20 protein-coding genes are annotated in these 21,734 nt (G+C 44.6%); 6 read left to right on the top strand and 14 right to left on the bottom strand.

Translation table 11 applies throughout. The features are described from left to right. Nucleotides 1–77: 77 nt before the first annotated feature. Nucleotides 78–542, bottom strand: a complete 465-nt coding sequence (gene sixA, locus MTR11_RS19860; protein ID WP_005397904.1) for a phosphohistidine phosphatase SixA — start codon at nucleotides 540–542, stop codon at nucleotides 78–80. Between the two features lie 375 nt (nucleotides 543–917). Here sixA and MTR11_RS19855 point away from each other — a divergent pair, with 375 nt between their 5' ends. Both MTR11_RS19855 and MTR11_RS19850 read left to right on the top strand, forming a co-directional pair. After that, nucleotides 918–3,695 carry an insulinase family protein gene (locus MTR11_RS19855; RefSeq protein ID WP_243328249.1) on the top strand — a complete coding sequence of 926 codons (2,778 nt, stop codon included), beginning with the start codon at nucleotides 918–920 and terminating at the stop codon, nucleotides 3,693–3,695. A gap of 168 nt (nucleotides 3,696–3,863) precedes the next feature. After that, a complete protein-coding gene (locus MTR11_RS19850) occupies nucleotides 3,864–4,118 on the top strand; it encodes a hypothetical protein (protein WP_046875551.1) in 255 nt (84 codons plus the stop codon). Nucleotides 4,119–4,180: 62 nt separating this feature from the next. On the opposite strand, the gene fadJ is transcribed toward MTR11_RS19850, so the two are convergent. Beyond that, a complete protein-coding gene (gene fadJ, locus MTR11_RS19845) occupies nucleotides 4,181–6,292 on the bottom strand; it encodes a fatty acid oxidation complex subunit alpha FadJ (RefSeq protein ID WP_104969676.1) in 2,112 nt (703 codons plus the stop codon). Then, nucleotides 6,292–7,599: an acetyl-CoA C-acyltransferase FadI gene (fadI, locus tag MTR11_RS19840; protein WP_005394284.1), complete on the bottom strand. Its 1,308-nt coding sequence runs from the start codon at nucleotides 7,597–7,599 to the stop codon at nucleotides 6,292–6,294. Before fadI ends, fadJ begins: the two co-directional genes overlap by 1 nt. Before the next feature lie 719 nt (nucleotides 7,600–8,318). Here fadI and MTR11_RS19835 point away from each other — a divergent pair. The 4 genes from MTR11_RS19835 to MTR11_RS19820 all read left to right on the top strand — a co-directional run bounded on the left by MTR11_RS19835 (nucleotide 8,319) and on the right by MTR11_RS19820 (nucleotide 12,812). Further along, nucleotides 8,319–8,894 carry a sigma-70 family RNA polymerase sigma factor gene (locus MTR11_RS19835; RefSeq protein WP_029836529.1) on the top strand — a complete coding sequence of 192 codons (576 nt, stop codon included), beginning with the start codon at nucleotides 8,319–8,321 and terminating at the stop codon, nucleotides 8,892–8,894. Then, complete coding sequence (locus tag MTR11_RS19830) at nucleotides 8,887–9,618, top strand: DUF3379 domain-containing protein (RefSeq protein ID WP_243328248.1); 732 nt, start codon at nucleotides 8,887–8,889, stop codon at nucleotides 9,616–9,618. The genes MTR11_RS19835 and MTR11_RS19830 overlap by 8 nt, the downstream gene beginning before the upstream one ends. Nucleotides 9,619–9,915: 297 nt before the next feature. Then, on the top strand, nucleotides 9,916–11,175 hold the full coding sequence (locus MTR11_RS19825) for an outer membrane protein transport protein (protein WP_006741718.1): 1,260 nt from the start codon (nucleotides 9,916–9,918) through the stop codon (nucleotides 11,173–11,175). 308 nt (nucleotides 11,176–11,483) lie between these two features. Beyond that, nucleotides 11,484–12,812: an outer membrane protein transport protein gene (locus MTR11_RS19820; RefSeq protein ID WP_046875549.1), complete on the top strand. Its 1,329-nt coding sequence runs from the start codon at nucleotides 11,484–11,486 to the stop codon at nucleotides 12,810–12,812. A 74-nt stretch (nucleotides 12,813–12,886) separates the two neighbouring features. On the opposite strand, the gene MTR11_RS19815 is transcribed toward MTR11_RS19820, so the two are convergent. From MTR11_RS19815 to MTR11_RS19765, 11 genes are all read right to left on the bottom strand, one after another. After that, the gene (locus tag MTR11_RS19815; protein ID WP_005394290.1) at nucleotides 12,887–13,660 is read right to left on the bottom strand and encodes a VacJ family lipoprotein; all 774 of its coding nucleotides are present in this window, start codon (nucleotides 13,658–13,660) and stop codon (nucleotides 12,887–12,889) included. 215 nt (nucleotides 13,661–13,875) lie between these two features. Continuing rightward, nucleotides 13,876–15,090: a c-type cytochrome biogenesis protein CcmI gene (gene ccmI, locus MTR11_RS19810; protein WP_243328247.1), complete on the bottom strand. Its 1,215-nt coding sequence runs from the start codon at nucleotides 15,088–15,090 to the stop codon at nucleotides 13,876–13,878. Next, the gene (locus MTR11_RS19805) at nucleotides 15,090–15,575 is read right to left on the bottom strand and encodes a cytochrome c-type biogenesis protein (RefSeq protein WP_005380519.1); all 486 of its coding nucleotides are present in this window, start codon (nucleotides 15,573–15,575) and stop codon (nucleotides 15,090–15,092) included. The genes ccmI and MTR11_RS19805 overlap by 1 nt, the downstream gene beginning before the upstream one ends. Next, nucleotides 15,572–16,126, bottom strand: coding sequence for a DsbE family thiol:disulfide interchange protein (locus MTR11_RS19800; protein WP_012841537.1), 555 nt, complete (start codon nucleotides 16,124–16,126; stop codon nucleotides 15,572–15,574). Before MTR11_RS19800 ends, MTR11_RS19805 begins: the two co-directional genes overlap by 4 nt. A gap of 1 nt (nucleotide 16,127) precedes the next feature. Further along, complete coding sequence (locus MTR11_RS19795) at nucleotides 16,128–18,104, bottom strand: heme lyase CcmF/NrfE family subunit (RefSeq protein ID WP_243328246.1); 1,977 nt, start codon at nucleotides 18,102–18,104, stop codon at nucleotides 16,128–16,130. After that, on the bottom strand, nucleotides 18,101–18,586 hold the full coding sequence (gene ccmE / locus MTR11_RS19790; RefSeq protein ID WP_005380516.1) for a cytochrome c maturation protein CcmE: 486 nt from the start codon (nucleotides 18,584–18,586) through the stop codon (nucleotides 18,101–18,103). Before ccmE ends, MTR11_RS19795 begins: the two co-directional genes overlap by 4 nt. Continuing rightward, on the bottom strand, nucleotides 18,583–18,789 hold the full coding sequence (gene ccmD / locus MTR11_RS19785) for a heme exporter protein CcmD (RefSeq protein WP_005380515.1): 207 nt from the start codon (nucleotides 18,787–18,789) through the stop codon (nucleotides 18,583–18,585). The genes ccmE and ccmD overlap by 4 nt, the downstream gene beginning before the upstream one ends. 11 nt (nucleotides 18,790–18,800) lie before the next feature. Continuing rightward, complete coding sequence (locus MTR11_RS19780; RefSeq protein WP_005394301.1) at nucleotides 18,801–19,544, bottom strand: heme ABC transporter permease; 744 nt, start codon at nucleotides 19,542–19,544, stop codon at nucleotides 18,801–18,803. Between the two features lie 109 nt (nucleotides 19,545–19,653). Beyond that, nucleotides 19,654–20,322: a heme exporter protein CcmB gene (ccmB, locus tag MTR11_RS19775; protein ID WP_006741714.1), complete on the bottom strand. Its 669-nt coding sequence runs from the start codon at nucleotides 20,320–20,322 to the stop codon at nucleotides 19,654–19,656. A gap of 1 nt (nucleotide 20,323) precedes the next feature. Continuing rightward, nucleotides 20,324–20,941: a cytochrome c biogenesis heme-transporting ATPase CcmA gene (gene ccmA / locus MTR11_RS19770; protein WP_012841536.1), complete on the bottom strand. Its 618-nt coding sequence runs from the start codon at nucleotides 20,939–20,941 to the stop codon at nucleotides 20,324–20,326. Nucleotides 20,942–21,228: 287 nt separating this feature from the next. Next, nucleotides 21,229–21,723, bottom strand: a complete 495-nt coding sequence (locus MTR11_RS19765; protein ID WP_041853027.1) for a DUF2802 domain-containing protein — start codon at nucleotides 21,721–21,723, stop codon at nucleotides 21,229–21,231. Nucleotides 21,724–21,734: the final 11 nt, after the last annotated feature.

The raw sequence follows: 21,734 nt of genomic DNA, 5'->3' as shown, positions 1-21,734 counted from the left end.
TTAAACAAAAAGGCAGGAAATTTCCTGCCTTTCTTCATTCTATATCTAATGTTTAAATGCTTATTTGGTTTCGACGCTTATGGCGTAATATGCCACAGCACTTCACCGTTTTGCGTTTGTAGATCGTATTCAATACACACTAGACCTGATGTAGGAAACATCGGTGGTGCCATGTCTTTTACAAACTCTGAAGTGAGATAACCAACCAAAGGCAAGTGAGAGACAAGCAGAAGCGAGTCTAGTTTTTCCACTTCAATCAATGCACTTGCAAAATCAAATACATGCTCAGATTGGCCGTAAGGTGTAATATCTTCACAAGTTTCGATGCTTTTTGCAGCAAAATACTCGCTGATCTCTTGCCAAGTTTGTTGAGCTCTAATGTACGGACTCACCAACACTTTATCGAATTGCGCAAAACCTTGTTCTTTACAGGCTCTCGCAACCGCTTCTGATTCGACTCTGCCTCTTGGGGTCAATTGTCGTGCTGCGTCTGAATCTGCAAAATGCTCGGCTTCGCCGTGACGCATGATGAATATTTTCATGTTATTTCCTAGGGATAGCTAACGCTACCAAAAGGTTGACTGCTATCTTTATTAGATAGACGGGGCTAACTTTAATAATGACGAAACAAAAATACTGATATAATTATCTGTTCATTATACCAATTCGCTTGCTAAAGATAGCGACTTTCTTAACAATCTATTAAAAAGAATGTACTCAGTTCATCACAGTATTTAACTGTGCTATGAGTTCAGAGCATTCATTCAAACAGTTCTTCCCCATACGCAAACGCGATGGGCCTGTGCAGAAGTCTACGAATAACAAAAATACGGCAAGCAGTATCTGTCGAAACGCAAACTTTGCGCCCCCTAGCTAGGGGTTCATAATTACTGTAATGCGAAATCTGGAGACGCATCGTGCATCTAAGTCCTAACGATTCAAATCAATACCGCTACATTACCTTGAGCAATGATCTGCGTGTACTGCTGATTCATTCCGAGACAGCTCAACAGTCAGCAGCTGCTCTAGCAGTGAACGTTGGACACTTCGACGACCCAAACGATCGCCAAGGTCTGGCACACTATTTAGAACATATGCTTTTTTTGGGTACGGAAAAATACCCTAAAGTGGGCGAGTTTCAAAGCTATATTAGCCAGCATGGAGGAACAAATAACGCTTGGACGGGTACTGAGCACACTTGTTTCTTTTTTGATGTTACTCCGAATGCCTTTGAAAATGCCTTAGATCGATTTAGCCAATTCTTTACCGCACCATTGTTTAACGAAGAAGCTTTAGACAAAGAACGCCAAGCTGTCGACTCCGAATACAAACTCAAACTTAATGACGATTCTCGCCGCCTGTATCAAGTCAACAAAGAAGTCATCAATCCAGATCACCCTTTCTCTAAGTTCTCAGTCGGCAACCTAGATACATTAGGTGACCGAGATGGTAAATCCATCCGCGACGAAATTGTCGAGTTTCACCACTCTCAATACTCTGCCGATCTCATGACGTTGACGCTCTTTGGGCCGCAGTCGCTCGATGAACAGCAAGCGTGGGTAGAAGCCATGTTTGCCAATATCCCAAACCACCACCTTCGTGGAAAATCGATTGATGTCCCCATTAGCACCAAAGAAAGTACCGGGATTTTAGTTCAAGTTGAACCAATCAAAGAATTTCGAAAACTCATTCTCACCTTCCCAATGCCGGGAATGGATAAGCACTACGGCGTTAAACCACTCTCTTACTTCGCGCATTTACTCGGCTATGAAGGCGAAGGCAGCTTAATGCTCCAGCTAAAAAATGAGGGCTGGATTACGTCGCTTTCTGCGGGAGGCGGCGCTAGTGGTAGCAACTATCGAGACTTTACGGTTAGCTGCACACTCACCCCGCTGGGTCTCAACCACGTTGACAACATCATCCAAGCGGTTTTTCAATACCTCTCGATGATCAAACAAGACGGGCTAGATGAATGGCGCTATCTCGAAAAACAAGCGGTGCTTGAGTCGGCGTTTCGTTTCCAGGAACCATCTCGACCAATGGATTTGGTTAGCCATCTTGTTATCAATATGCAGCATTATCAGCCAGACGATACCATTTATGGCGACTACAAAATGGCGGGCTATGATGAACAACTGCAGCGTTCGTTGCTGCAATACTTAACCATCGATAATGTCCGCGTAACCCTGATTGCAAAAGGACTGGAATACAATCGTACTGCCGAATGGTACTTTACTCCGTATTCCGTCACGCCTTTTAGTGATGAGCAACACCGCTTCTATCAACAAATCGATCCAAGCTGGCAGTTCGTCTTACCAGAAAAGAACCCTTATATTTGCTACGATCTCGATCCCATGCCGTTCGAAAATGGTGGTTCACTACCAGAGTTAATTGAAGATCTCGAAGGCTTCCGACTTTGGCATTTACAAGATGATGAATTTCGCGTGCCAAAAGGCGTTGTATATGTCGCTATCGACAGCTCTCATGCTGTTGCATCACCGAAGAACATTGTCAAAACTCGCCTATGTGTCGAGATGTTCCTCGACTCGCTAGCAAAAGAAACCTATCAAGCTGAAATCGCAGGGATGGGTTACAACATGTACGCTCACCAAGGCGGGGTTACCTTAACCCTCTCAGGGTTCAGCCAAAAACTGCCTCAACTGTTGGAAATGATCCTGCACCGTTTTGCTTCTCGAGATTTCAGCCCTGCACGCTTTGAAACCATCAAGCAGCAACTGTTACGTAACTGGAGAAATGCTTCACAAGATCGTCCTATTTCGCAGCTGTTTAACGCACTTACAGGGCTACTTCAACCCAATAACCCGCCTTTCGCAACCTTAGTCGAAGCGCTAGAAGAAATCGAAGTCGATGAACTCTCAGTATTCGTAGAATCAATTCTTGCAGAGCTGCACGTTGAAATGTTTGTTTACGGAGATTGGCAGCGTCAACAAGCGCATGACATGGCGACGACCTTAAAGGATGCCCTAAGAGTAAAAGAGCAGCGTTATGAAGAGGCGCTCCGCCCACTCATCATGCTGGGAAAAAACGGCAGTTTTCAACGTGAAGTACATTGCAACCAGCAAGATTCGGCGGTCGTTATTTACCACCAGTGTGAGGATATTGAGCCTCGTAGCATTGCTCTATACTCATTGGCGAACCATCTCATGTCGGCAACATTTTTCCACGAGATCCGCACAAAACAGCAATTAGGTTACATGGTGGGCACTGGCAATATGCCACTTAACCGTCATCCGGGTATTGTGCTTTATGTGCAGTCACCCAATGCAGCGCCTGCCGAGCTGGTTACCTCAATCGATGAGTTCTTAAATGCCTTTTATATGGTGCTGTTAGAACTGAACGATTACCAATGGCATAGCAGTAAGCGCGGCTTGTGGAATCAAATAGCGACGCCGGACACCACACTGCGAGGTCGTGCTCAGCGTCTTTGGGTTGCAATAGGAAACAAAGACACCGAGTTTAACCAACGTGACAAGGTACTTGCTGAACTGAAGAAATTGACCCGAGCAGACATGATTCGCTTTGTCGTTAATGAGTTGAAACCTCGCACGGCAAACCGATTGGTCATGCACTCTCAAGGGCAATCGCATTCGGACGCTCCGCGCATCCACTTAGGGCAAGAAATTGGATCGATTGAAGAGTTCCAACTTAGGCCAAAAGATTGCGGCTTAGGATGATCTAATTGCGCAGTAATAAAATTATCGATTAGTAAGTATATACCCACAAACCAATGAGGTTGTGGATCTCATAAATAGAATCGACACCATAATTGGCAGAAAATTGAAATTACGCCATTGCGGCTTATGCTCTAATTACCACACTAAAAATAAATTAATGAGGTAATCATGAAAAAAGCACTACTACTTGCTGCTATTATACTGCCACTGGCATCTGCACACGCTGAAATTTCGGTGAAAGGTGATGGCTTTGAGCTAAGTAACGACTGTGTCCGCCTAAGCGGAGACAATGTTTCCATCAAATCAGATGATTGCTCTTCAAAACAGTGGAAAGATAAAGACAACAAAGGCAACAGCAGCGTTCACGGGGACGACAACCCAGGTAAAGGCCACAATAAAGATAAAAAAGACAAGAAGAAGTAACTATTTCTTATTTATGAAAAAGGCTTGCCGCTGGCAAGCCTTTTTCTTTACCGAAGCAACGCTTAATAGAATGTGGTTCCTTCTCCAGCTCGAGTAAGCAAACCATCACACGGTGCGTAACGATCGCCGTACTTCGATGCAAACTCATTCATTTTCTCAACCAGTTCTTTAATGCCAAACTGATCCATATAACGGAATGGACCGCCCAAGAATGGAGGGAAACCAATGCCAAATATTGCACCAATATCACCATCACGTGGCGAGCGAATGATGCCGTCATCCAAACAACGTACCGCTTCATTCAGCATTGGTAGTACACAGCGCAACGCAATATCGTTATCACTCAACTTAGATTCAGGATCGAGCTTAAGCAGCTTGTAGATGGATTTATCGACATCTTTCTTCTTACCTTTGTAAGTGTAGAAACCTTTCCCGCTCTTACGTCCTTTGCGACCGTCATTCAATAAGATATCGAACACGTCAGGTCCTTTGAATCGCTCACCTAACTCGTTGACCAGAATCGGCATGATCTTCGCGCCAATGTCGACACCGACTTCATCCAGTAAGGTAATCGGGCCGACAGGGAAACCAAAATCAAGCAACGCCGTATCAATCTTTTCGATCGGTTCGTTAGCCAGCAGAATATGCGCCGCTTCGTTCATGTATGGCGCAAGAATGCGGTTCACGTAAAAGCCCGCTTTGTCTTTCACTACGATCGGGGTTTTACCTTGCTTTTTAGCAAGTGCAACGACTGTTGAAATGGTTTCATCTGACGTCGTTTCATGCGGAATCACTTCCACCAACGGCATTTTTTCTACCGGGCTGAAGTAATGCAAACCCACTACGTTTTCTGGACGCTCCGCTTTTTCTGCAATTTTGTGGATTGGTAACGAAGAAGTATTAGTCGCAAAGATGGTTTCCGGCTTAGCATTAGCTTCAATATCCGCCACCATTTTTTGCTTAAGATCTAAGTCTTCAAAAACGGCTTCAATTACGACATCAATATGATTAAAGCTGGTAAAGTCGACACCGCCAGACAGTTGCAACATTTTCGCTTGCAGATCGGCTTTTGATAGAATGCGACGTTTACGCTGTTTCTCGAATAACTTGTAGTTATAGTTGAGTGCGTTTAGAACGCCATCGTTGCTGACGTCTTTGATGCGGACAGGCACCTTCGCTTTTGCAACAGACACATGGCTGATTCCTGCGCCCATCAAGCCACCGCCAAGCACGCCAACTTTATGAACTGGCGCGGGTTTCGCATCCGTACCATTTTCTTTCTTCATTTCCGTTGTCGCAAAGAAGATAGAACGGAGCGCTTTTGATTCAGAGCTCATCACAAGCTCACCGAAGCGTTTCGCTTCAAGCTCTTGTCCTTGGGCGAAACCTTTCTCTAAACCATGCTGAATAACGTCTAAAATCGCGACCGTTGCAGGATAGTTACCACGGGTTTTCTGATTGGTTTTCTTCGCTGCCTGTTCAAACACAAACTTGCGCCCTAACCCACTACCCGACATCACTTTTTCTTTCGTCGATAGCTTTTTCGTACCCTTGTTTTTACCTTTGTCGATAAACTGTTTTGCTACGTCGAGCAAAATGGTGTCAGGGACACAGGCGTCAACCACACCCAGCTTTTTAGCTTTCTTTGCGCGAAGCTGTTTACCCGTCAGGATCAAGTCCAGTGAAGGTAACAGGCCAATCAAACGTGGCAGACGCTGAGTACCACCAGAACCAGGCAATAAACCAAGTTGTACTTCTGGCAGACCTAAACGCGTTTTGTCAGAATCCGTACAAACACGATAATCACATGCAAGAGCAAGCTCTAAACCACCGCCCAAACATGGACCGTGAATAGCGGCAACCACAGGATATGGTAAGTCCGATAGCTGCTGGAATAGCTCTTGACCTTGCCTCGCTAATGCTTCTGCTTCACTTGCGGTCGTGCACGCTTCTAGCATGCGAACATCGGCCCCCGCGACAAAGTTGTCCGGTTTTAGGGAATGAATGATCATCCCTTTGATGCCACTTGCGTCTTTTAGCTGAGCAAAGATTTCTTTCATTTCATCAGCAAAAGCCGCCTGTAGCGTATTCATTTTTTCATTAGGTACGTCAATCGCTAACCAAGCAATATTCTGCTCATCAACTTTTAGACTAAATGCTTTTTGCTCGCTCATTACTCAACCTCCAGAATCATTGCTGCGCCAAGACCGCCAGCTGCACATGCGGTATTCAACGCAATACCGCCGCCACGGCGTTTCAGTTCACGTAGAGTTTGCGTCATCATTCGTGCACCTGTCGCCGCGAATGGGTGACCGTAAGCGATTGAGCCACCAAGCACGTTAAACTTATCCATGTCGATTTCACCGATCGCTTTCGAACGACCTAGATTTTCTTGAGCAAACTTATCTGAAGCAAACATCTTCACATTCGCCAATGCTTGCGCAGCAAACGCTTCGTGCATGTCGATCAACGTCAGATCAGACAGCTCCAAGCCTGTATTTTCTAGCACTTTCGCTGTGGCATAAGTCGGTCCCATCAGCATGTCCTTTTCCACACCGATCGCTGAAAATGCGTAACCACGTATGTAGCCAAGAATCTCCATGCCAAGCTCTTTCGCTTTACCTTCGCGCATCAACATCACTGCCGCACCACCATCAGTCAGTGGCGTACTGTTAGCTGCCGTAACACTGCCATACTGGCGATCAAAGGCAGGTCGAAGTTTCGCGTACCCTTCTACGGTTGAGTCGTGACGGACATTGTTGTCTTCCGAAATCCATTTTTTGTATGGTTCTGGAAAAGCCGTCATCACTTCACCTTGGATCTTACCTTCTTTCCAAGCTTGGGAAGCCAGCGTATGAGAGCGATGTGCAAGCGCATCCTGCTCTGCACGAGAAATACCATGCGTCTTTGCCATTTGCTCCGCAGTTTGTCCCATCGACAAGCCCGTCGAGTACTCGGCTACTGCAGGAGGCACTGGCATAAGGTCTTTAAAGCTCAAGTTTTTGAGGATGCTAAGCTTCTGACCCATTGTTTTTGTCTTACTTAGAGCAAGCAGATTAGCGGCCAGTTTCTTAGATACGCCAATAGGCAGGACGGAAGAAGAGTCTGCACCACCAGCAATACCGATATCGATGGTTCCCGCCATGATGCTTTCTGCGACATTGACCGCCGCTTGAAAACTCGTTGCACACGCTCGAGTCACACTGTAAGCATCAGTATGGATGTTCATACCGGTACCTAACACAATTTCTCGTGCGATGTTTGGCGCTTCAGGCATTTGTACTACTTGTCCAAATACCACTTGTTCGATTAACTTCGGATCAATATCTGTTCGAGCAAGCATTTCGCTTACTACCATTTTCCCTAAATCGACCGCTGGCACTTGGCTAAATTCCGTGCTTTGACGAGCAAAGGGAGTTCGAAGCCCCGCGACAATAGCGACACGCTCACCATTGCGTGTTTTTACTTCCTGCTTGCCCATTGTTTCTCCTTAAATACAAGAGGTCTGACCTGATGCATTGTAATGAATTTGTTAAATTTATCAAACGTGCGTTTAAATAAACGTGAAGCAAGTAGATCAATTACTCTACTTCTTTGATTCTTATGCGATTAATAATGATTAACTATAGAGAGTTAAAACGGTAAGAGGTATACGGAAGGTAAAATCGAGGCAAAAAAAAAACCACACATAACTGTGTGGTCGGAATATCTATAAAACAATTAACTTACGCCAATTGAAAATTAATCAGTTTCCTGATTAGGAGAAAGTAAAGTCAGCCTTCAAAAGGAAGTGTCATCTTGCTCAACATGTTAGTCGCAATGACTAACGAGATGACAAGATGTACTATAACCCCTTCACTGCTTGATATTTTGAAATAGATCAATTTTATAGTGATTTTACGAGCTTTAAGCACATCTAAAAGGCTCAGCGATGCAAACCTATTCAAAAATTCACCGCTAGCAGTCTCTTTTTATGTCCCATCAAATGAACTTATCCAAACCATTGATTACTAATGATGATATTGTTAACAATCTTTACCAATTCATGTTCGATGATATTTGGCATTTGCGTATACACTTTTAAGTAACCACATAGCTTATTGTGTCAGAGGTTATCTACGACACACGCTCAACCGAAACCACGAGGCTATTGAAAAGTAAAGTCATGCTCAGAACAAATAAGAAACTCACAGAGCGAGGATGGAGGCTCCTGTGGCCATATTAAAAATGTTTGGAAAGAAAAATTCCAACAGTCCGGTCAACTCTGATATGGACAAGCAAAGAAAATACGAAGCGCTCGTCCGAGGGTACCATCGTGACTTATATCGCTACGCATACTGGTTGTGCAAAGATAAAGCGATAGCGGAAGATCTAGTTCAGGAAACCTGTCTTAGAGCTTGGAAGTCACTCGATAGTCTCCAGGATGAAAAAGCAGCCAAGTCTTGGCTCATCACCATATTGAGACGAGAAAATGCGCGCCGCTTCGAACGTAAACAATTTGATTTAGTTGATATCGATGATTACGGCAATGATGCTAAAGTCAGCGATGACCCACATCATCAGCAAGAATGGCTGCAAGCGCAGATCATGAAACTCGATGTTGAATACCGCGAGCCTTTATTTCTCCAAGTTGTCGGTGGTTTCAGCGGAGAAGAGATTGGCGACATTCTTGATTTAAATAAAAATACAGTGATGACTCGATTATTTCGCGCTCGTAATCAACTCAAAGAGATGTTGGATTCTCAAGATACTAAGAGAGGACAAAAGAATGGATGATTTAGAATTTCGTCGTCGTATTTTGTCGGATCCAAAACAAAAGGATGAAGAGATTCTGCAAGCTTTAGCTGGTAGCGACACCAACAATAAGTTTGTTGATGACATTTTGGATCTCGACGTAAAAATTAAACAAGCCATGAATGTGGATGTACCTGAAGATCTCGCTGATAAGATTTTATTTAGTCAGACGTCGAGTGCACTTGATGAAGAGAAGGTCGTCAGACCAAACTTTGTGCGCAAAGCAATGGCACTTGCCGCTTCTATTGCGTTCACCGCAGGATTATTAGTTGGTCAAGTAAACTGGGGAAATGTTTTGGTTTCTTCAGCACAAGCCAGTTTAGCGGATACCGCGATGAAACACGTTATTCATGAAGAACCTTTTGTTCGTCATCTTGATGAGGATGTACCGAGCTCGCAAATTAATGCGAAAATGTCGCCATTTCATTACCAGTTTAGTGAAAACTTTCCATATCACGTTTACTACCTAAACCACTGCGGTTTTGGTGAATCCAATGCGGTGCATATGGTATTCCAAGGTCCAAAAGGTAAAGTAACGTTATTTATTACTGGTATTCCGAGCGAACAAAGTACCGACTTTAATAAGGATGGCATGACCGGAATCGTTCAGCCCGTCGGGAGTTCAAGCCTGATTTTAGTCGGGGAAGAAGGTGAAAATATTGATGCGATCGCTACGACTCTTGCATCAATGATTAAGCCGATGTAACAACTTCGACGATTTCCAGCCTTCAAAAGGTTAAATGCCGCTAAATGGTCTTATTTAGCGGCATTTCTGTATAAATAGAACACAAAACATTCACCATTGCTATGGCATTTAGAGCTCAAACTCTAAATTATGCATTTTAAGTGCAATTTCCCGTCTTTTAGACATCATTTCTGCAATTTTTATTCAATTTTATCCAATGGTCGGATTTGTCCAAGCAACTATTGATACTACTATCTGCGCCACTGAGCAAAAGCTCAATTTATCGTCCAAAGAGACGAATCTAATAAGGAAAAACAAATGACTCAGAACACGCGTCTGTTTAAAAAGACTCTCCTAGCAGTAACGGTAGCTTTTGCCTCAGGTCAATCGATGGCAGCGGGTTTCCAAATCAACGCTCAATCAGCAACTGGCATCGGCCGTGCATTTGCTGGTGATGCAGTAATCGCAGATAACGCCGCGGTAATGGCTCGTAACCCAGCAGCAATGGCTCTATTTGATAAAATGGAACTTTCGCTAGGTTTCGAAAGCATTACTTCAATGATTGAAGTGAAAGATGCGAAATATAACGTTAATACTCCTTTGGGTTCCAGTACTGTAAATGTTGCTGACACTGATGATGTGGGTGATACGTCAATAGCTCCAAACATTCACCTAATCGTTCCAGTAAATGACAAGTTTGCATGGGGCGTAAACGCATACTCTAATTTCGGCACTAAAACTGAATTTTCAGATAACTATACCGCAACCGAGTACGGTGGTCTTACGGATGTAAAAAGCTTCAACTTTGGCTTTGCGGGTTCTTACCGTTTAAACGAACAATGGAGCTTTGGTGCTGGTTTAGATTTAATCTACGGCCAAGGCACAATGAAGCGTACAACTAGCTCTTCAGTCCCACGGGTTGGCGGTCAAAAAATTCTGGACGTAGATAAAGCTGATGGTTGGGCTGTTGGTTTCAACGTTGGTACTGTGTACGAACTAGATGAAAACAACCGTTTTGGTCTAGCGTATCGTTACAGCCCTGAATTTACGGCGAAAGACGACAAAGGTCAGGAAATCACGCTACCTCTACCAGATATGGCCGAGTTTTCTGGTTTCCACAAAATCCAAGACACTAAGTTTGCTGTACACTACAGCATCCAATACATCGGTTGGAAAGATTTCGACCAAATTGATTTTGAGAACCTAAATCAGGGTTTACTTAAAGGTGGTTACTCGAAAGACTATCAATGGCAAGATGGCTGGCACTACGCAATTGGTGGTACTTACTACCTAAACAACAACTGGACACTTCGTGCTGGTTACATGTACGACACAAGCGCTCAAGATAAAGTAACGTCTATCTCGGTACCAGATTCAGATCGCCAGTGGTTCTCAACAGGTTTCTCTTACCATATTGATAATAGCTCAAACATCGATTTTGGCTTCACATACTTGTTAGGTGAAGATGTAAAAGTTAATGAGAATACTCAATTAGCTCCTGGTCTTTCTACCGGTGTAACAGCAACAACTCATGCTGACGCAATTCTATTCGGCTTACAATACAGCCGTAGCTTCTAAACGCTTCGCTGTTAGTTAGTAGAAAAATACTTTATATAAAAGGCTGGATTTCCAGCCTTTTTCATATCTGCGATTTATTGCCCACTCAATTTGAGTGAACACGTGTATCTAAATCTCACAATTAGGACGCACAGCTGTTCGCTGAATTCCATTTACAAGCCCTTCACAGTTAGATTATTAGACCGCCAAAGCAACACTTGAAAGCATAATATTCCAAATGACTACTTGTGCTGGATTTTCATTTCTAAAGTAAAAACTCTACCTTTAAACTTTCGTCCCACGTTATAAACAAATCAGCGAACATTCGAATGAAAACCAACAAGACTCTTCTATCAACAGCAGTGGCATTAAGCCTACTTGGCACAACGGGCATGGCTAACGCAGCAGGTTTCCAACTTGCTGAATATTCTGCAACAGGCCTAGGTCGAGCATATGCTGGTGAAGCAGCAATGGCTGACAACGCAAGTGCACAATGGCGTAACCCAGCAATGCTAACTTATTTGGAAGGCACTCAAGTGTCCGTTGGTGCAATCTATGTGAACCCAAATATTGATATTGAAGGTGATGTAAACTTCCACGGTAGTACTTCTTCTGCATCTTCAGATGATTTCGCACATGATGCAATCATTCCAAACTTCTACCTATCACACCAATACAATGAGAAATTCGCGATTGGTTTGGCATTTGGCACCAACTACGGCATGGAAACCGATCTAGGTAAAGGCTTTGGTGCATCACACTTCGGTAACGAAGCAAGCGTAACGACAATGGAAGCGAACTTAAACGCAGCTTACAAAGTCAATGAATCAATCAGCGTTGGTGGTGGTATCCGTTACATCATCGGCGAAGGCAGCTTTGGCGCAGCAGCTCCTAAGAATAACGTTGTAGGAAAGCACCCTTTAACTGGCGATCCTATCAGTGTTCCTCAAGGTACCGCTCTAAAATACATGGAAGGTGACGATACCGCTTGGGGCTGGCAAGTTGGTACTGCATGGCAGATCAATGAAAATAACCGTATCGGCTTCGCGTACAAATCTGAAGTTGAACTGAAGCTTGAAGGCCATGCTGAAGGTCTAGGTTTTGGCTTCGGTACTTCTGAGCTTCCACAACTACGTGACAACGGCTATATGTACCTAAACCTGCCTGCAACAGCTGAGCTGGCAAGTTTCCACCAAGTAACAGACCAACTTGCGTTACACGCAAGCTTTAACTGGACGGATTGGAGCTCTTTCGAGAAATTGGAAGCACGCCTAGATACCGCTGGCACGCATATGGTTAAAGTAGAAAACTGGGAAGATAACTACCGCTTTGCTGTTGGTGCCACTTACCAGCTTGATCCTAAGCTAGCGCTACGTACTGGTATTGCATACGATACTTCTGCGGTAAGCGACAAAAACCGTACGATCACTATTCCAGAAACTGACCGTACTTGGCTAAGTATTGGCGCAACGTACGATTGGACGAAAGACTTCAGCCTAGACGCTGGCTTCACCTATATTTTCGCGAAAGACGCACCAATCGTTGAGTCTCGTGGTTATAAGTCAGACGACGCTGCGGAACAAGTCGGCGGCCAATTCGTAGGCGAAACTACGGGTAATGTTTGGCTAATCGGTGTTCAAGCAAACTACCGTTTCTAACCAAACAGCAAAAATACAAAAAAGGCTTAGCACCAGCTAAGCCTTTTTTATTTGTATATTGTAAAGAACAGCGCTTAAAAGTCTTCTAGGTATTCGTCTAAATACTCTTCTTCTTCGATGTTCACTTCTTCCACCGTTTCAACTTCTGCTTTAAAGTTTTGACGCTGAATATAAACATCGCGAGTAAGAATATATGGATCCGGCGACGAGTCTAACTGTGCTTCTTGCGGTACTAATAAAGCACGCTTCTCCATGCCTTCAAACGCCCACTTACCCAAACTCGCCCAGAAGTTGAGGTAAGAGAGGGGTAAATACGTACTATCTACGGTATCTGTCACTTCACGTAAGGTATACGGGCCATAACCTGGAATCATGAAGTAAGGGCCATTTCCAACACCATAGTGGCCTACTGCATCACTGAACGCTTTCTCGTCGTATTTCGTAATACCCGCGGCACTTGCAATATCGAATAAACCGAAAATACCAAACGTCGAGTTAATCCAAAAACGATTAAAGTGGTCCACGGCTTTCGTGCCGTTACCCATGACTAAGTTATTAACCATGCTGGCTGGCTCATCTAAGTTCGACAAGAAGTTAGCGATACCGGAACGAATAGGAACTGGCGTGTATTCCACATACGCAAGTGATACAGGACGAACCAAATACGGATCTAAATATTCGTAGTTGATTTCCCACATGGTTCGGTTAAAGCCTTCCAACGGGTCATACACATCAGAAGTCGTTTGATTTGTTTCTTGTCCTGTTACTGCTTCATCAGGCGCACTTGAACAGCCAACCAGTCCAACTGCAAGCAGTAACAAGAAGGTAGATTTACCCTTGTTATACATTTTATTTTCCATAACGACTATTAATGTACCTAAGTCACCCAATGAACAGTTGTACGTATGTTGAGCAGTATACGTAGTAAAGATGACTCAGATATGGGAATAAATAAAGGCCAGCAGTCGCTGGCCTTCGGTATTCTACTCGATCGTTTAGAGTCATACCACTAAAGGCAACAGACTCTACCCCGTTGTCATATTTCAGAGACAGACGCTAACGATTAATATTGCTGGTCAATGGTCACTTCAACCGGCGTGCCAAATTCAACGACGTCACTCTCTCCGTGCCAATCTTGGTCACGCGTTGCTACGTTACCGTCAGAGTCCACACGCACACGAACGATTAACTTGTCGAGTGAAGATAGTTTTTGCCCCTGTATCATGGCATTACCATCATCTAATACGACTGTACGAGGGAAAGTACCCAGCGGATAGCGAGCTGCCGCAACAGGCATTGGTGAGCCATCTGCACGATGTACCGACACAATCAGAACTGCGTTTGGATCCAACTGAGCATTTGGTGCCATATTAATTGTCACAGCGACACTCTTATCTGGTGAAACCGCTTCGCCCATTTGCTTACGAGCACTCTCAATACTGCGTGACAACATCTCGTAGCGGCTATCTTCTGGACCAATCATTTGCTGCATGATTCCCCAGTACTTGATGGCTGCCGGGAAGTCTTGACGCTCAAACGCATCGAACGCTAACAAAGAAAACACTCGCAGATCAACGTAGTCTTGCTGCATCAGCTTGCCAAGTAATGAGCGCGCTGTCGCTTGATCCATTTCCTCTTGAGACAGCATCAGAGCTTGTGCGTAACCCAACATTACATCTGGGTCTTTTGGCTCTAGGCGGTACGATTTTTCCATCGCATCGATAGCTGTGGTGACATCACGATTTGCTAACGCAATACGACCTAGCAGTAACCAACCTGTCGAGTCTTCCGGCTGGTAATGTAAGCGAGTTCGAAGGGCAAGGGTCAAATCCGCCATTTCATCGTCACTCAACGGCTCAGAAGAAGCCGACATCAGCTTTTTCGATAACTCAGGTAGATTTGCAGACACTTCTTGCCATTGAACAATATCGTCTGACGCGCCAAATTTGTAATACAAGCCATAGCTCAACGCCACCGTCAGAATTACCGATGGAACTAAAACCGCGATTGGTGAAACCTTGGTTTCTTTTTGCGCTTTATCACCCGGAATATCGTCAAGGAGAGACTGCTTTAGATCAGAAATCAGTTCGTCTTCGCTTTCAACCAGCCCTTCGTCGGTTTCTTCTGCAAGCTCAGATAGACGGTCTTTATAAAATGCCTTGTTGAGCTCATCGCGTAACACATCATCATTGTTCGCTTTTTGTTTAAGCAGCGGCAAAGCCACCAGCGCACAAGCAATAAGCGTAAGAGCAACGGTGGAAATCCAAAATAGTGTCATTACTTCTTATCTCCGTTGTTCTCTTCTTCAAGCAATGCTTTTAAACGAGCCTCTTTTTGCTCATCCCATTGCTCGTCACTGCTCGCTTTTGCCTTAACTTTAGATTTACGGCTACGCAGCACAATTAAACCAAAACCACCCAGTACTACAGCGAGTGGCCCTAGCCACAAAATCGCAGTCGCAACCGTAAATGGTGGGTTGTAAGTCACGAAGTTACCGTAACGAGCGATCATGTAATCAACAATCTCATCTTTGGACTTACCTTCTTTGGTCATTTCGTACACCTTATGGCGTAAGTCTTGAGCAAGTTCAGCGTTAGAATCCGAGATCGTGTTGTTCTGACATTTAGGGCAACGGAGCGTATGGCTTAGCTCTTTGAACTGCTGTTCTTGTTCCAAGTTATCGAACTCGTATACTTCAATGGCAGCGTGAGCAGCAAGAGATAATGTCATGGCAGCAAAAACTGCAAGGATCAGCTTTCTCATTGCTTCGCCTCCTCAACCAATTTGTTGTAAAGCGGCTCCAGTGTTTCTGACCAATTACGTGGGTTAACATCCCCCACATGGCGATAGCGAATCACACCATTTGCATCAATAATGAATGTTTCTGGTGCACCATAAACGCCAAGGTCAAGACCAAGCATACCGCTACCATCAAATAGGCTAATTAAGTAAGGGTTGCCGAGATCATTCAACCAGCCTACCGCTTTGTTACGATCATCTTTGTAATTCATACCGATAATCTTAACGCCCTTACCCGCCAATTCGTTTAGGTATTTATGCTCTGCATAACACGTTGGACACCACGTAGCCCAAACGTTCAAGAGCAACGGCTCACCTTTAAAAATTGACTGGTCGTATTGTTTTCCAGGTTCAGCTAAGTCTTCTAAGTGAAACTCAGGAACTGGCTTACCAACCAAAACCGACTCCAATTTCGTTGGATCATCGCCCTCTTGGTTGCGCATTAACTGGGTTGCGAAAATGCCCGCCAAAATCATGAAAGCGACGAGCGGAATAAATAAGATTTTCTTATTCATATTATGCCTCCTGCTCTTTTGACTTCGCGTTTTTCTTTGAAGATTTACGGAAGCGATAACGCTTATCTGAAATCGCTAATGCACCGCCTAACGCCATAATCAAAGAGCCAGCCCAAATCCAACGAACGAACGGTTTATAGTAAATACGAACAGCCCAAGATCGGTTGTCGTCTAAACGTTCACCCATTGCAATGTATAAGTCACGACTAATTCCACGGTCAATGGCAGCTTCGGTCATCATAGACTTAGCCGTACGGTAGAAGCGCTTCTCAGCGTGAAGCGTATTCACGTATTTGCCATCATGTGTGATCTCAAAATCCGCGATGTAGCCATCGTAGTTTGGACCATCTTTATCACGCAGGCCTGAGAAGTAGAAATCATAACCTTGAATTTGGAAGTGTTCGCTAGGTGCTAAACGCACATCACGCTCGATGCTGTAGTTCTGTACCATCGCAATACCGATAACAGATACCGCCAGACCAACATGACCCAACATCATTGCCCAGTGGCTACGTTGCAGCTTGCGAACGCCTTCACTAAAGCTATGACGGTGCGTTGCACGCTCATATAGTTCAAAGCCATGCATTGCAATAATCCAAATCGCCATTACCCAGCCAATGTAAGCCATGGTTGAGAAGAAGTCGGCAAACAGGAACACGCATACCGCAGCCAAGGCGAAAGCAAGCACACCTGAAATGAGCATTGGTTTCACAAGTTTAGATAAATTGTCTCGCTTCCAACGGATAAGTGGACCAATACCAAGTAGGAAAGCAAATGGCATCATCAACCAAGCAAACAGCATGTCGAAGAATGGCGCACCGATAGAAACCGACCCCAAACCAAGCTGCTTGTGTACGAGCGGCAACAGTGTCCCCACTAACACCACAACAAGTGCTGCGATAAGTAATACGTTGTTGGCTAAGAGCGCGTTTTCACGAGAGACTAAGTCGAAGTTACCACGTACACGTACTGCTGCCCCTTTTACAGCAAACAGCAATAAAGAGCCGCCGATAACGAAAACGAGGAAGCCTAGAATAAACATACCGCGCGACGGGTCAGACGCGAACGCGTGCACCGATACTAAAATACCGGAACGGACTAAGAATGTGCCCAACAAACTCAACGAAAATGCAGAGATTGCCAATAGTACCGTCCACGCTTTAAATGTGCCGCGTTTTTCTGTCACGGCAAGAGAGTGCATTAATGCGGTACCCGCTAACCAAGGCATGAATGATGCGTTTTCTACTGGGTCCCAGAACCACCAGCCACCCCAGCCAAGTTCGTAGTAAGCCCACCAAGAGCCTAGTGCGATACCGAGTGTTAAAAATACCCATGCAGCGGTTGTCCAAGGACGAGACCAACGAGCCCAAGCCGTATCAAGGCGTCCGGTCATTAGGGATGCGATCGCAAAAGAGAAGGCAACCGAGAAACCAACGTAGCCCATGTAAAGCATTGGCGGGTGAACAATCAAACCGGGGTCTTGAAGCAGAGGGTTCAAGTCACGCCCGTCAACCGGGAAGAAAGGCAACGTACGTAAGAATGGGTTTGACGTTAAGATGATAAACAGTAGGAAACCCACTGAGATCATGCCCATTACGGCAAGTACACGTGCAACCGACTCTTGCGGCATACCACGACTAAACGTCGCTACAGCGACAGTCCAAGCAGCTTGGATTAAAACCCATAGCAACAGTGAACCTTCGTGTGCACCCCATACTGCGGTTAAACGGTAGTACCAAGGAAGCTGACTATTCGAGTTGCTCGCTACATACTGTAACGTGAAGTCGTTGGTATAAAATCCCCAACATAAAATGGCGAAAGAGAACAACAGCATCAGGAACATAGACCAAGATAGCGGTCGCGCTGTGTTCATGAGCATTGTGTTATTATTCGATGCTCCCCACAATGGCAATACGCTCAGCAGCACTGCCATTGCAAGCGAAAGAATGAGAGCAAAGTGACCGATTTCAGCAATCATTGGCCGCTTCCTTGTTTCTGTTCGGTGCTGTATTGAAGCGGTTCATGCGTTTTCTTCATCGCTTCCGCAATTTCTGGTGGCATGTATTCTTCATCGTGCTTCGCTAGGACCTCAAATGCCTCAACTGTCGTGGCATCTTTCAGTACACCTTGAGCCACAATACCCTGCCCTTCACGGAACAAGTCAGGAAGAATACCATCATAAGTAATCGTCACTTTAGGACCGACATCGTGCAGGTCAAAACTCACTTTCAAAGAATTAGGATCTCGACGAACCGAGCCCACAACCACCATACCACCAATACGCAGACGCTGGCCTACTTCTGGCTTGGTGCCATCTGGCTTACCATTAACCAACTCCGTTGGAGTGTAGAAAAGGTCCATATTTTGGTTAAGCGCATAAAGTATCAAACCAATGGTGGCACTAATACCGATAAAGATCGCTAGTACGATACCTAGCCTCTTTTTACGTCTCGGGTTCATAAGGTGTTCTCCATGTTCTTCGCTGCGTCGATACGAGCTTGACGGTCAATTTTTGCTTTCACTTCTTTCAATAATGCATCACCGCGGCGAAGGCTAGTGATCAGAAGAATCAGCATGGATAAGAAAGTAATACCAAACGCACTCCATACGTATGATGCGTAGCCACCCATGGCAAAAAAGTCGCTCAGAGATTCAAAATGCATAATAAATTACCTCACTGAGTTTGTTCTGTTGCGAGTTTGCGCACCCAAGGGCGGTGACTTTCTTTACTGATGATTTCGTTACGGAAACGGACCATCGTCACTGCACCAAAGAAGAACGCAAAGCCAAAGATGTTTAGCAATAACGGCCAAAGCATGTCGGATGAAATAGAAGGTTGTTCAAATTTCGTGATCGTCGCGCCTTGGTGAAGCGTGTTCCACCATTCTACGGAAAAGTGAATGATAGGTAGGTTCACGACGCCTACGATCGCTAAAATACCCGCCGCTTTTGCGGCTGTTTTCTGATCGTCAAACGCGTGATAAAGCGCAATAACACCAAGGTAGAGAAATAGAAGAATCAATTCTGAAGTAAGACGGGCGTCCCATACCCACCAAGTGCCCCACATTGGCTTACCCCAAACGGCACCAGTAAGTAGAGCAATAAAGGTAAATACCGCACCAATCGGCGCCATCGCAAGTGCCGCCATATCAGATAGACGTACTTGCCATACTAAGCCAATAAATGCCGCAATCGCCATCGACATATAAACGCCCATAGACCAAATAGCTGATGGGACGTGAATGTAGATGATTCGGAAACTGTCACCTTGTTGGTAATCTGAAGGCGCAAATGCAAGCCCCCAAACCGTACCAACCGATAAGCATACGAGGGCCAATACAGAAAACCAAGGCAGAAACTTACCACTCAAACGGTAAGCGGTTTCTGGCTTGGCATAAGGATGTAGCCATTTCCACATGTTTTGTTCTCACTCTTACTTCAGGGACACTGTCTAAAGGGTTGAGACCGTAGCAGTGCTTTAATAATAATTCTTTGATCAAGCGCCGCTTCATTGGCACTTTATTGAGTTAGTTAACACTAACTCTCAATGCGGCACTAATGGCAAAAGGCGTTAACGTCATCGCTCCCATTAGCATCGCACCTAAAATTGCTAGTTGACCGTTATACGCCATACCAAGCGCGGCGGCATCAATTGCTGATGTTGCGAAAATCAAAATTGGGATGTAGAGCGGAAGAATAAGCAAACTCAAAAGAACGCCACCCTTTTGCAACCCAACCGTCAAAGCCACACCAATAGCTCCAATAAAACTTAGTGTCGGTGTACCGATCATCAAGGTTAGTACAACAGATAGCCAAGTATTGAAATCGAGCGAAAGTAAAACCGCCAATAATGGGCTAATTAGGATCAGAGGTAACCCTGTTAACAACCAATGTGCTATGACCTTTGAAACCACTACAAGTTGCAATGGAATCGGCATTAGCATCATTTGTTCCAATGCACCGTCTTGAAAATCATCACGAAATAGACGCTCTAATGATAATAAGGCGGATAGCAATGCGGCAACCCAAACAATGCCCGCTGCAATACGTGCTAACAAATTTGGTTCAGGCCCGATACTAAGAGGAAACAGAGTAATAACAATAATAAAGAACCAAAGCGGGTTCAGAATGTCTGCCTGACGGCGAAATGCTATCAATAGCTCGCGGCGAATGATGGTGGTCATAGATGGAATCATATCAATCACCCAACTTTATTTTTCTAAGTTTCGGGCTGTCCGAAAACATATCTTGATGCGTCGTCAACACGACAATACCGCCATTATCAGCGTGACTTGCGAACAAAGATTCAAGCACTTTGACGCCTTGCTTATCGATGGCGGTCAACGGTTCATCTAAAATCCATAAAATTTGCTTACTGAGCCATAACCTTGCTAGTGCCACTCGTCGTTGCTGACCTGCGGAAAGCTGTGCTACAGGCACATCTTCTCGACCGGCTAAACCAACTTGAGTTAAAGCAGTGAAGATTTCTTCGTCAGAAGAGCGGTTATTTTGAATAGATTGGTAAAAACGTAAGTTTTCTAGTGCGGTAAGCTCTCGTTTCACTCCAGTTTGATGCCCTAAGAACAGCAGATCTTGATGGAAAACATCACGGGATTTTTCAACCTCTTCTCCTTTCCACTTAATGATGCCTTCTTCTCTATCACCTAAACCTGTCACAATACGTAGTAACGTAGTTTTGCCAGTACCATTGCGCCCTTCTATCTGGACCAATTCACCAGGCTTAATTTCAAACTGCAGGTTTTCAAACAGGACCCTCTCATCACGGATCGCTGTCAGGTTAGATACTTCTAACATAGAGCTTCAACTAAAAAATGAACGAAGCGCTATATTAGCACAGCTTAGTTATGACAAAACAGGATAAGAGGGCTGGGATGTATGTAAGTTCATGTATTTTTGTTAATTAATCGTCACACTTTAATAAAATTAACTATAAGTAGTTATAAGCTCTCATTTTAACTTGGGGAGCGAGTGCTAAGAATGAAAAGAGCTTAAGGTAATCTAGGGCTGTATTGCAAAAAGATAATTAGTAACCGAACACAAAAAAAAGAGGCTTATCGCCTCTTTTTATCGCTTTAAAACCTTTAGCGTCGACGACGTCCACGCGCCGGGTATTCTGCATCATCTGATGGCTGACCGCTTAGTGGTGGAATTTTCTCTTTTCCCGCCAGTTTTTTCTGTAGTGAAAGCATCAATTCCGCTTCAGCTTTTGGCAGTTCACACTCTTCAATGAGCTCATTGATATCTGCACCAAGCTGTACCATTTTAGAAGCTCGACTGTACAAGCGACCATCAGTATCAGCGTGTTCGAGTTCACGAATTCTCTCGTTTAGGTGCTGAATAATGTCTTGTTGTTCCGTTACTTTTTGTCCAAGACCAACGACAACCGAACGCACTTCGAGTAACTGCTTACTCAACTTTTGTACTTCTTTATCTACATGTCGAGACTGTGCTCGTTGCTGGTCTACTTGCTTTTGCAACCCCGAGCGAATGCGCAGTTGCAAAACAACCAACACCAACACGATAAAAGCGACGCCACCCGCAAGGAATGGAACAGATAAAAGAGTCTCTTCAGCCATCATTATTCAGC

The organism is Vibrio sp. CCB-PB317, from assembly GCF_022808245.1.
Taxonomy (GTDB): domain Bacteria; phylum Pseudomonadota; class Gammaproteobacteria; order Enterobacterales; family Vibrionaceae; genus Vibrio; species Vibrio diabolicus.
This window is presented reverse-complemented; position numbering and strand designations above follow the sequence as displayed.

Bases quoted from the DNA above. Each gene is read 5' to 3' on its own strand.
- fadI (WP_005394284.1), bottom strand. From the start codon at position 7,599: ATGGGCAAGCAGGAAGTAAAAACACGCAATGGTGAGCGTGTCGCTATT.
- MTR11_RS19795 (WP_243328246.1), bottom strand. From the start codon at position 18,104: ATGATTGCTGAAATCGGTCACTTTGCTCTCATTCTTTCGCTTGCAATG.
- MTR11_RS19850 (WP_046875551.1), top strand. From the start codon at position 3,864: ATGAAAAAAGCACTACTACTTGCTGCTATTATACTGCCACTGGCATCT.
- MTR11_RS19830 (WP_243328248.1), top strand. From the start codon at position 8,887: ATGGATGATTTAGAATTTCGTCGTCGTATTTTGTCGGATCCAAAACAA.
- ccmD (WP_005380515.1), bottom strand. From the start codon at position 18,789: ATGCATTTTGAATCTCTGAGCGACTTTTTTGCCATGGGTGGCTACGCA.
- MTR11_RS19765 (WP_041853027.1), bottom strand. From the start codon at position 21,723: ATGGCTGAAGAGACTCTTTTATCTGTTCCATTCCTTGCGGGTGGCGTC.
- MTR11_RS19825 (WP_006741718.1), top strand. From the start codon at position 9,916: ATGACTCAGAACACGCGTCTGTTTAAAAAGACTCTCCTAGCAGTAACG.
- ccmA (WP_012841536.1), bottom strand. From the start codon at position 20,941: ATGTTAGAAGTATCTAACCTGACAGCGATCCGTGATGAGAGGGTCCTG.
- ccmE (WP_005380516.1), bottom strand. From the start codon at position 18,586: ATGAACCCGAGACGTAAAAAGAGGCTAGGTATCGTACTAGCGATCTTT.
- ccmB (WP_006741714.1), bottom strand. From the start codon at position 20,322: ATGATTCCATCTATGACCACCATCATTCGCCGCGAGCTATTGATAGCA.
- MTR11_RS19800 (WP_012841537.1), bottom strand. From the start codon at position 16,126: ATGAATAAGAAAATCTTATTTATTCCGCTCGTCGCTTTCATGATTTTG.
- ccmI (WP_243328247.1), bottom strand. From the start codon at position 15,090: ATGACACTATTTTGGATTTCCACCGTTGCTCTTACGCTTATTGCTTGT.
- MTR11_RS19805 (WP_005380519.1), bottom strand. From the start codon at position 15,575: ATGAGAAAGCTGATCCTTGCAGTTTTTGCTGCCATGACATTATCTCTT.
- sixA (WP_005397904.1), bottom strand. From the start codon at position 542: ATGAAAATATTCATCATGCGTCACGGCGAAGCCGAGCATTTTGCAGAT.
- MTR11_RS19820 (WP_046875549.1), top strand. From the start codon at position 11,484: ATGAAAACCAACAAGACTCTTCTATCAACAGCAGTGGCATTAAGCCTA.
- MTR11_RS19815 (WP_005394290.1), bottom strand. From the start codon at position 13,660: ATGTATAACAAGGGTAAATCTACCTTCTTGTTACTGCTTGCAGTTGGA.
- MTR11_RS19780 (WP_005394301.1), bottom strand. From the start codon at position 19,544: ATGTGGAAATGGCTACATCCTTATGCCAAGCCAGAAACCGCTTACCGT.
- MTR11_RS19835 (WP_029836529.1), top strand. From the start codon at position 8,319: ATGGAGGCTCCTGTGGCCATATTAAAAATGTTTGGAAAGAAAAATTCC.
- fadJ (WP_104969676.1), bottom strand. From the start codon at position 6,292: ATGAGCGAGCAAAAAGCATTTAGTCTAAAAGTTGATGAGCAGAATATT.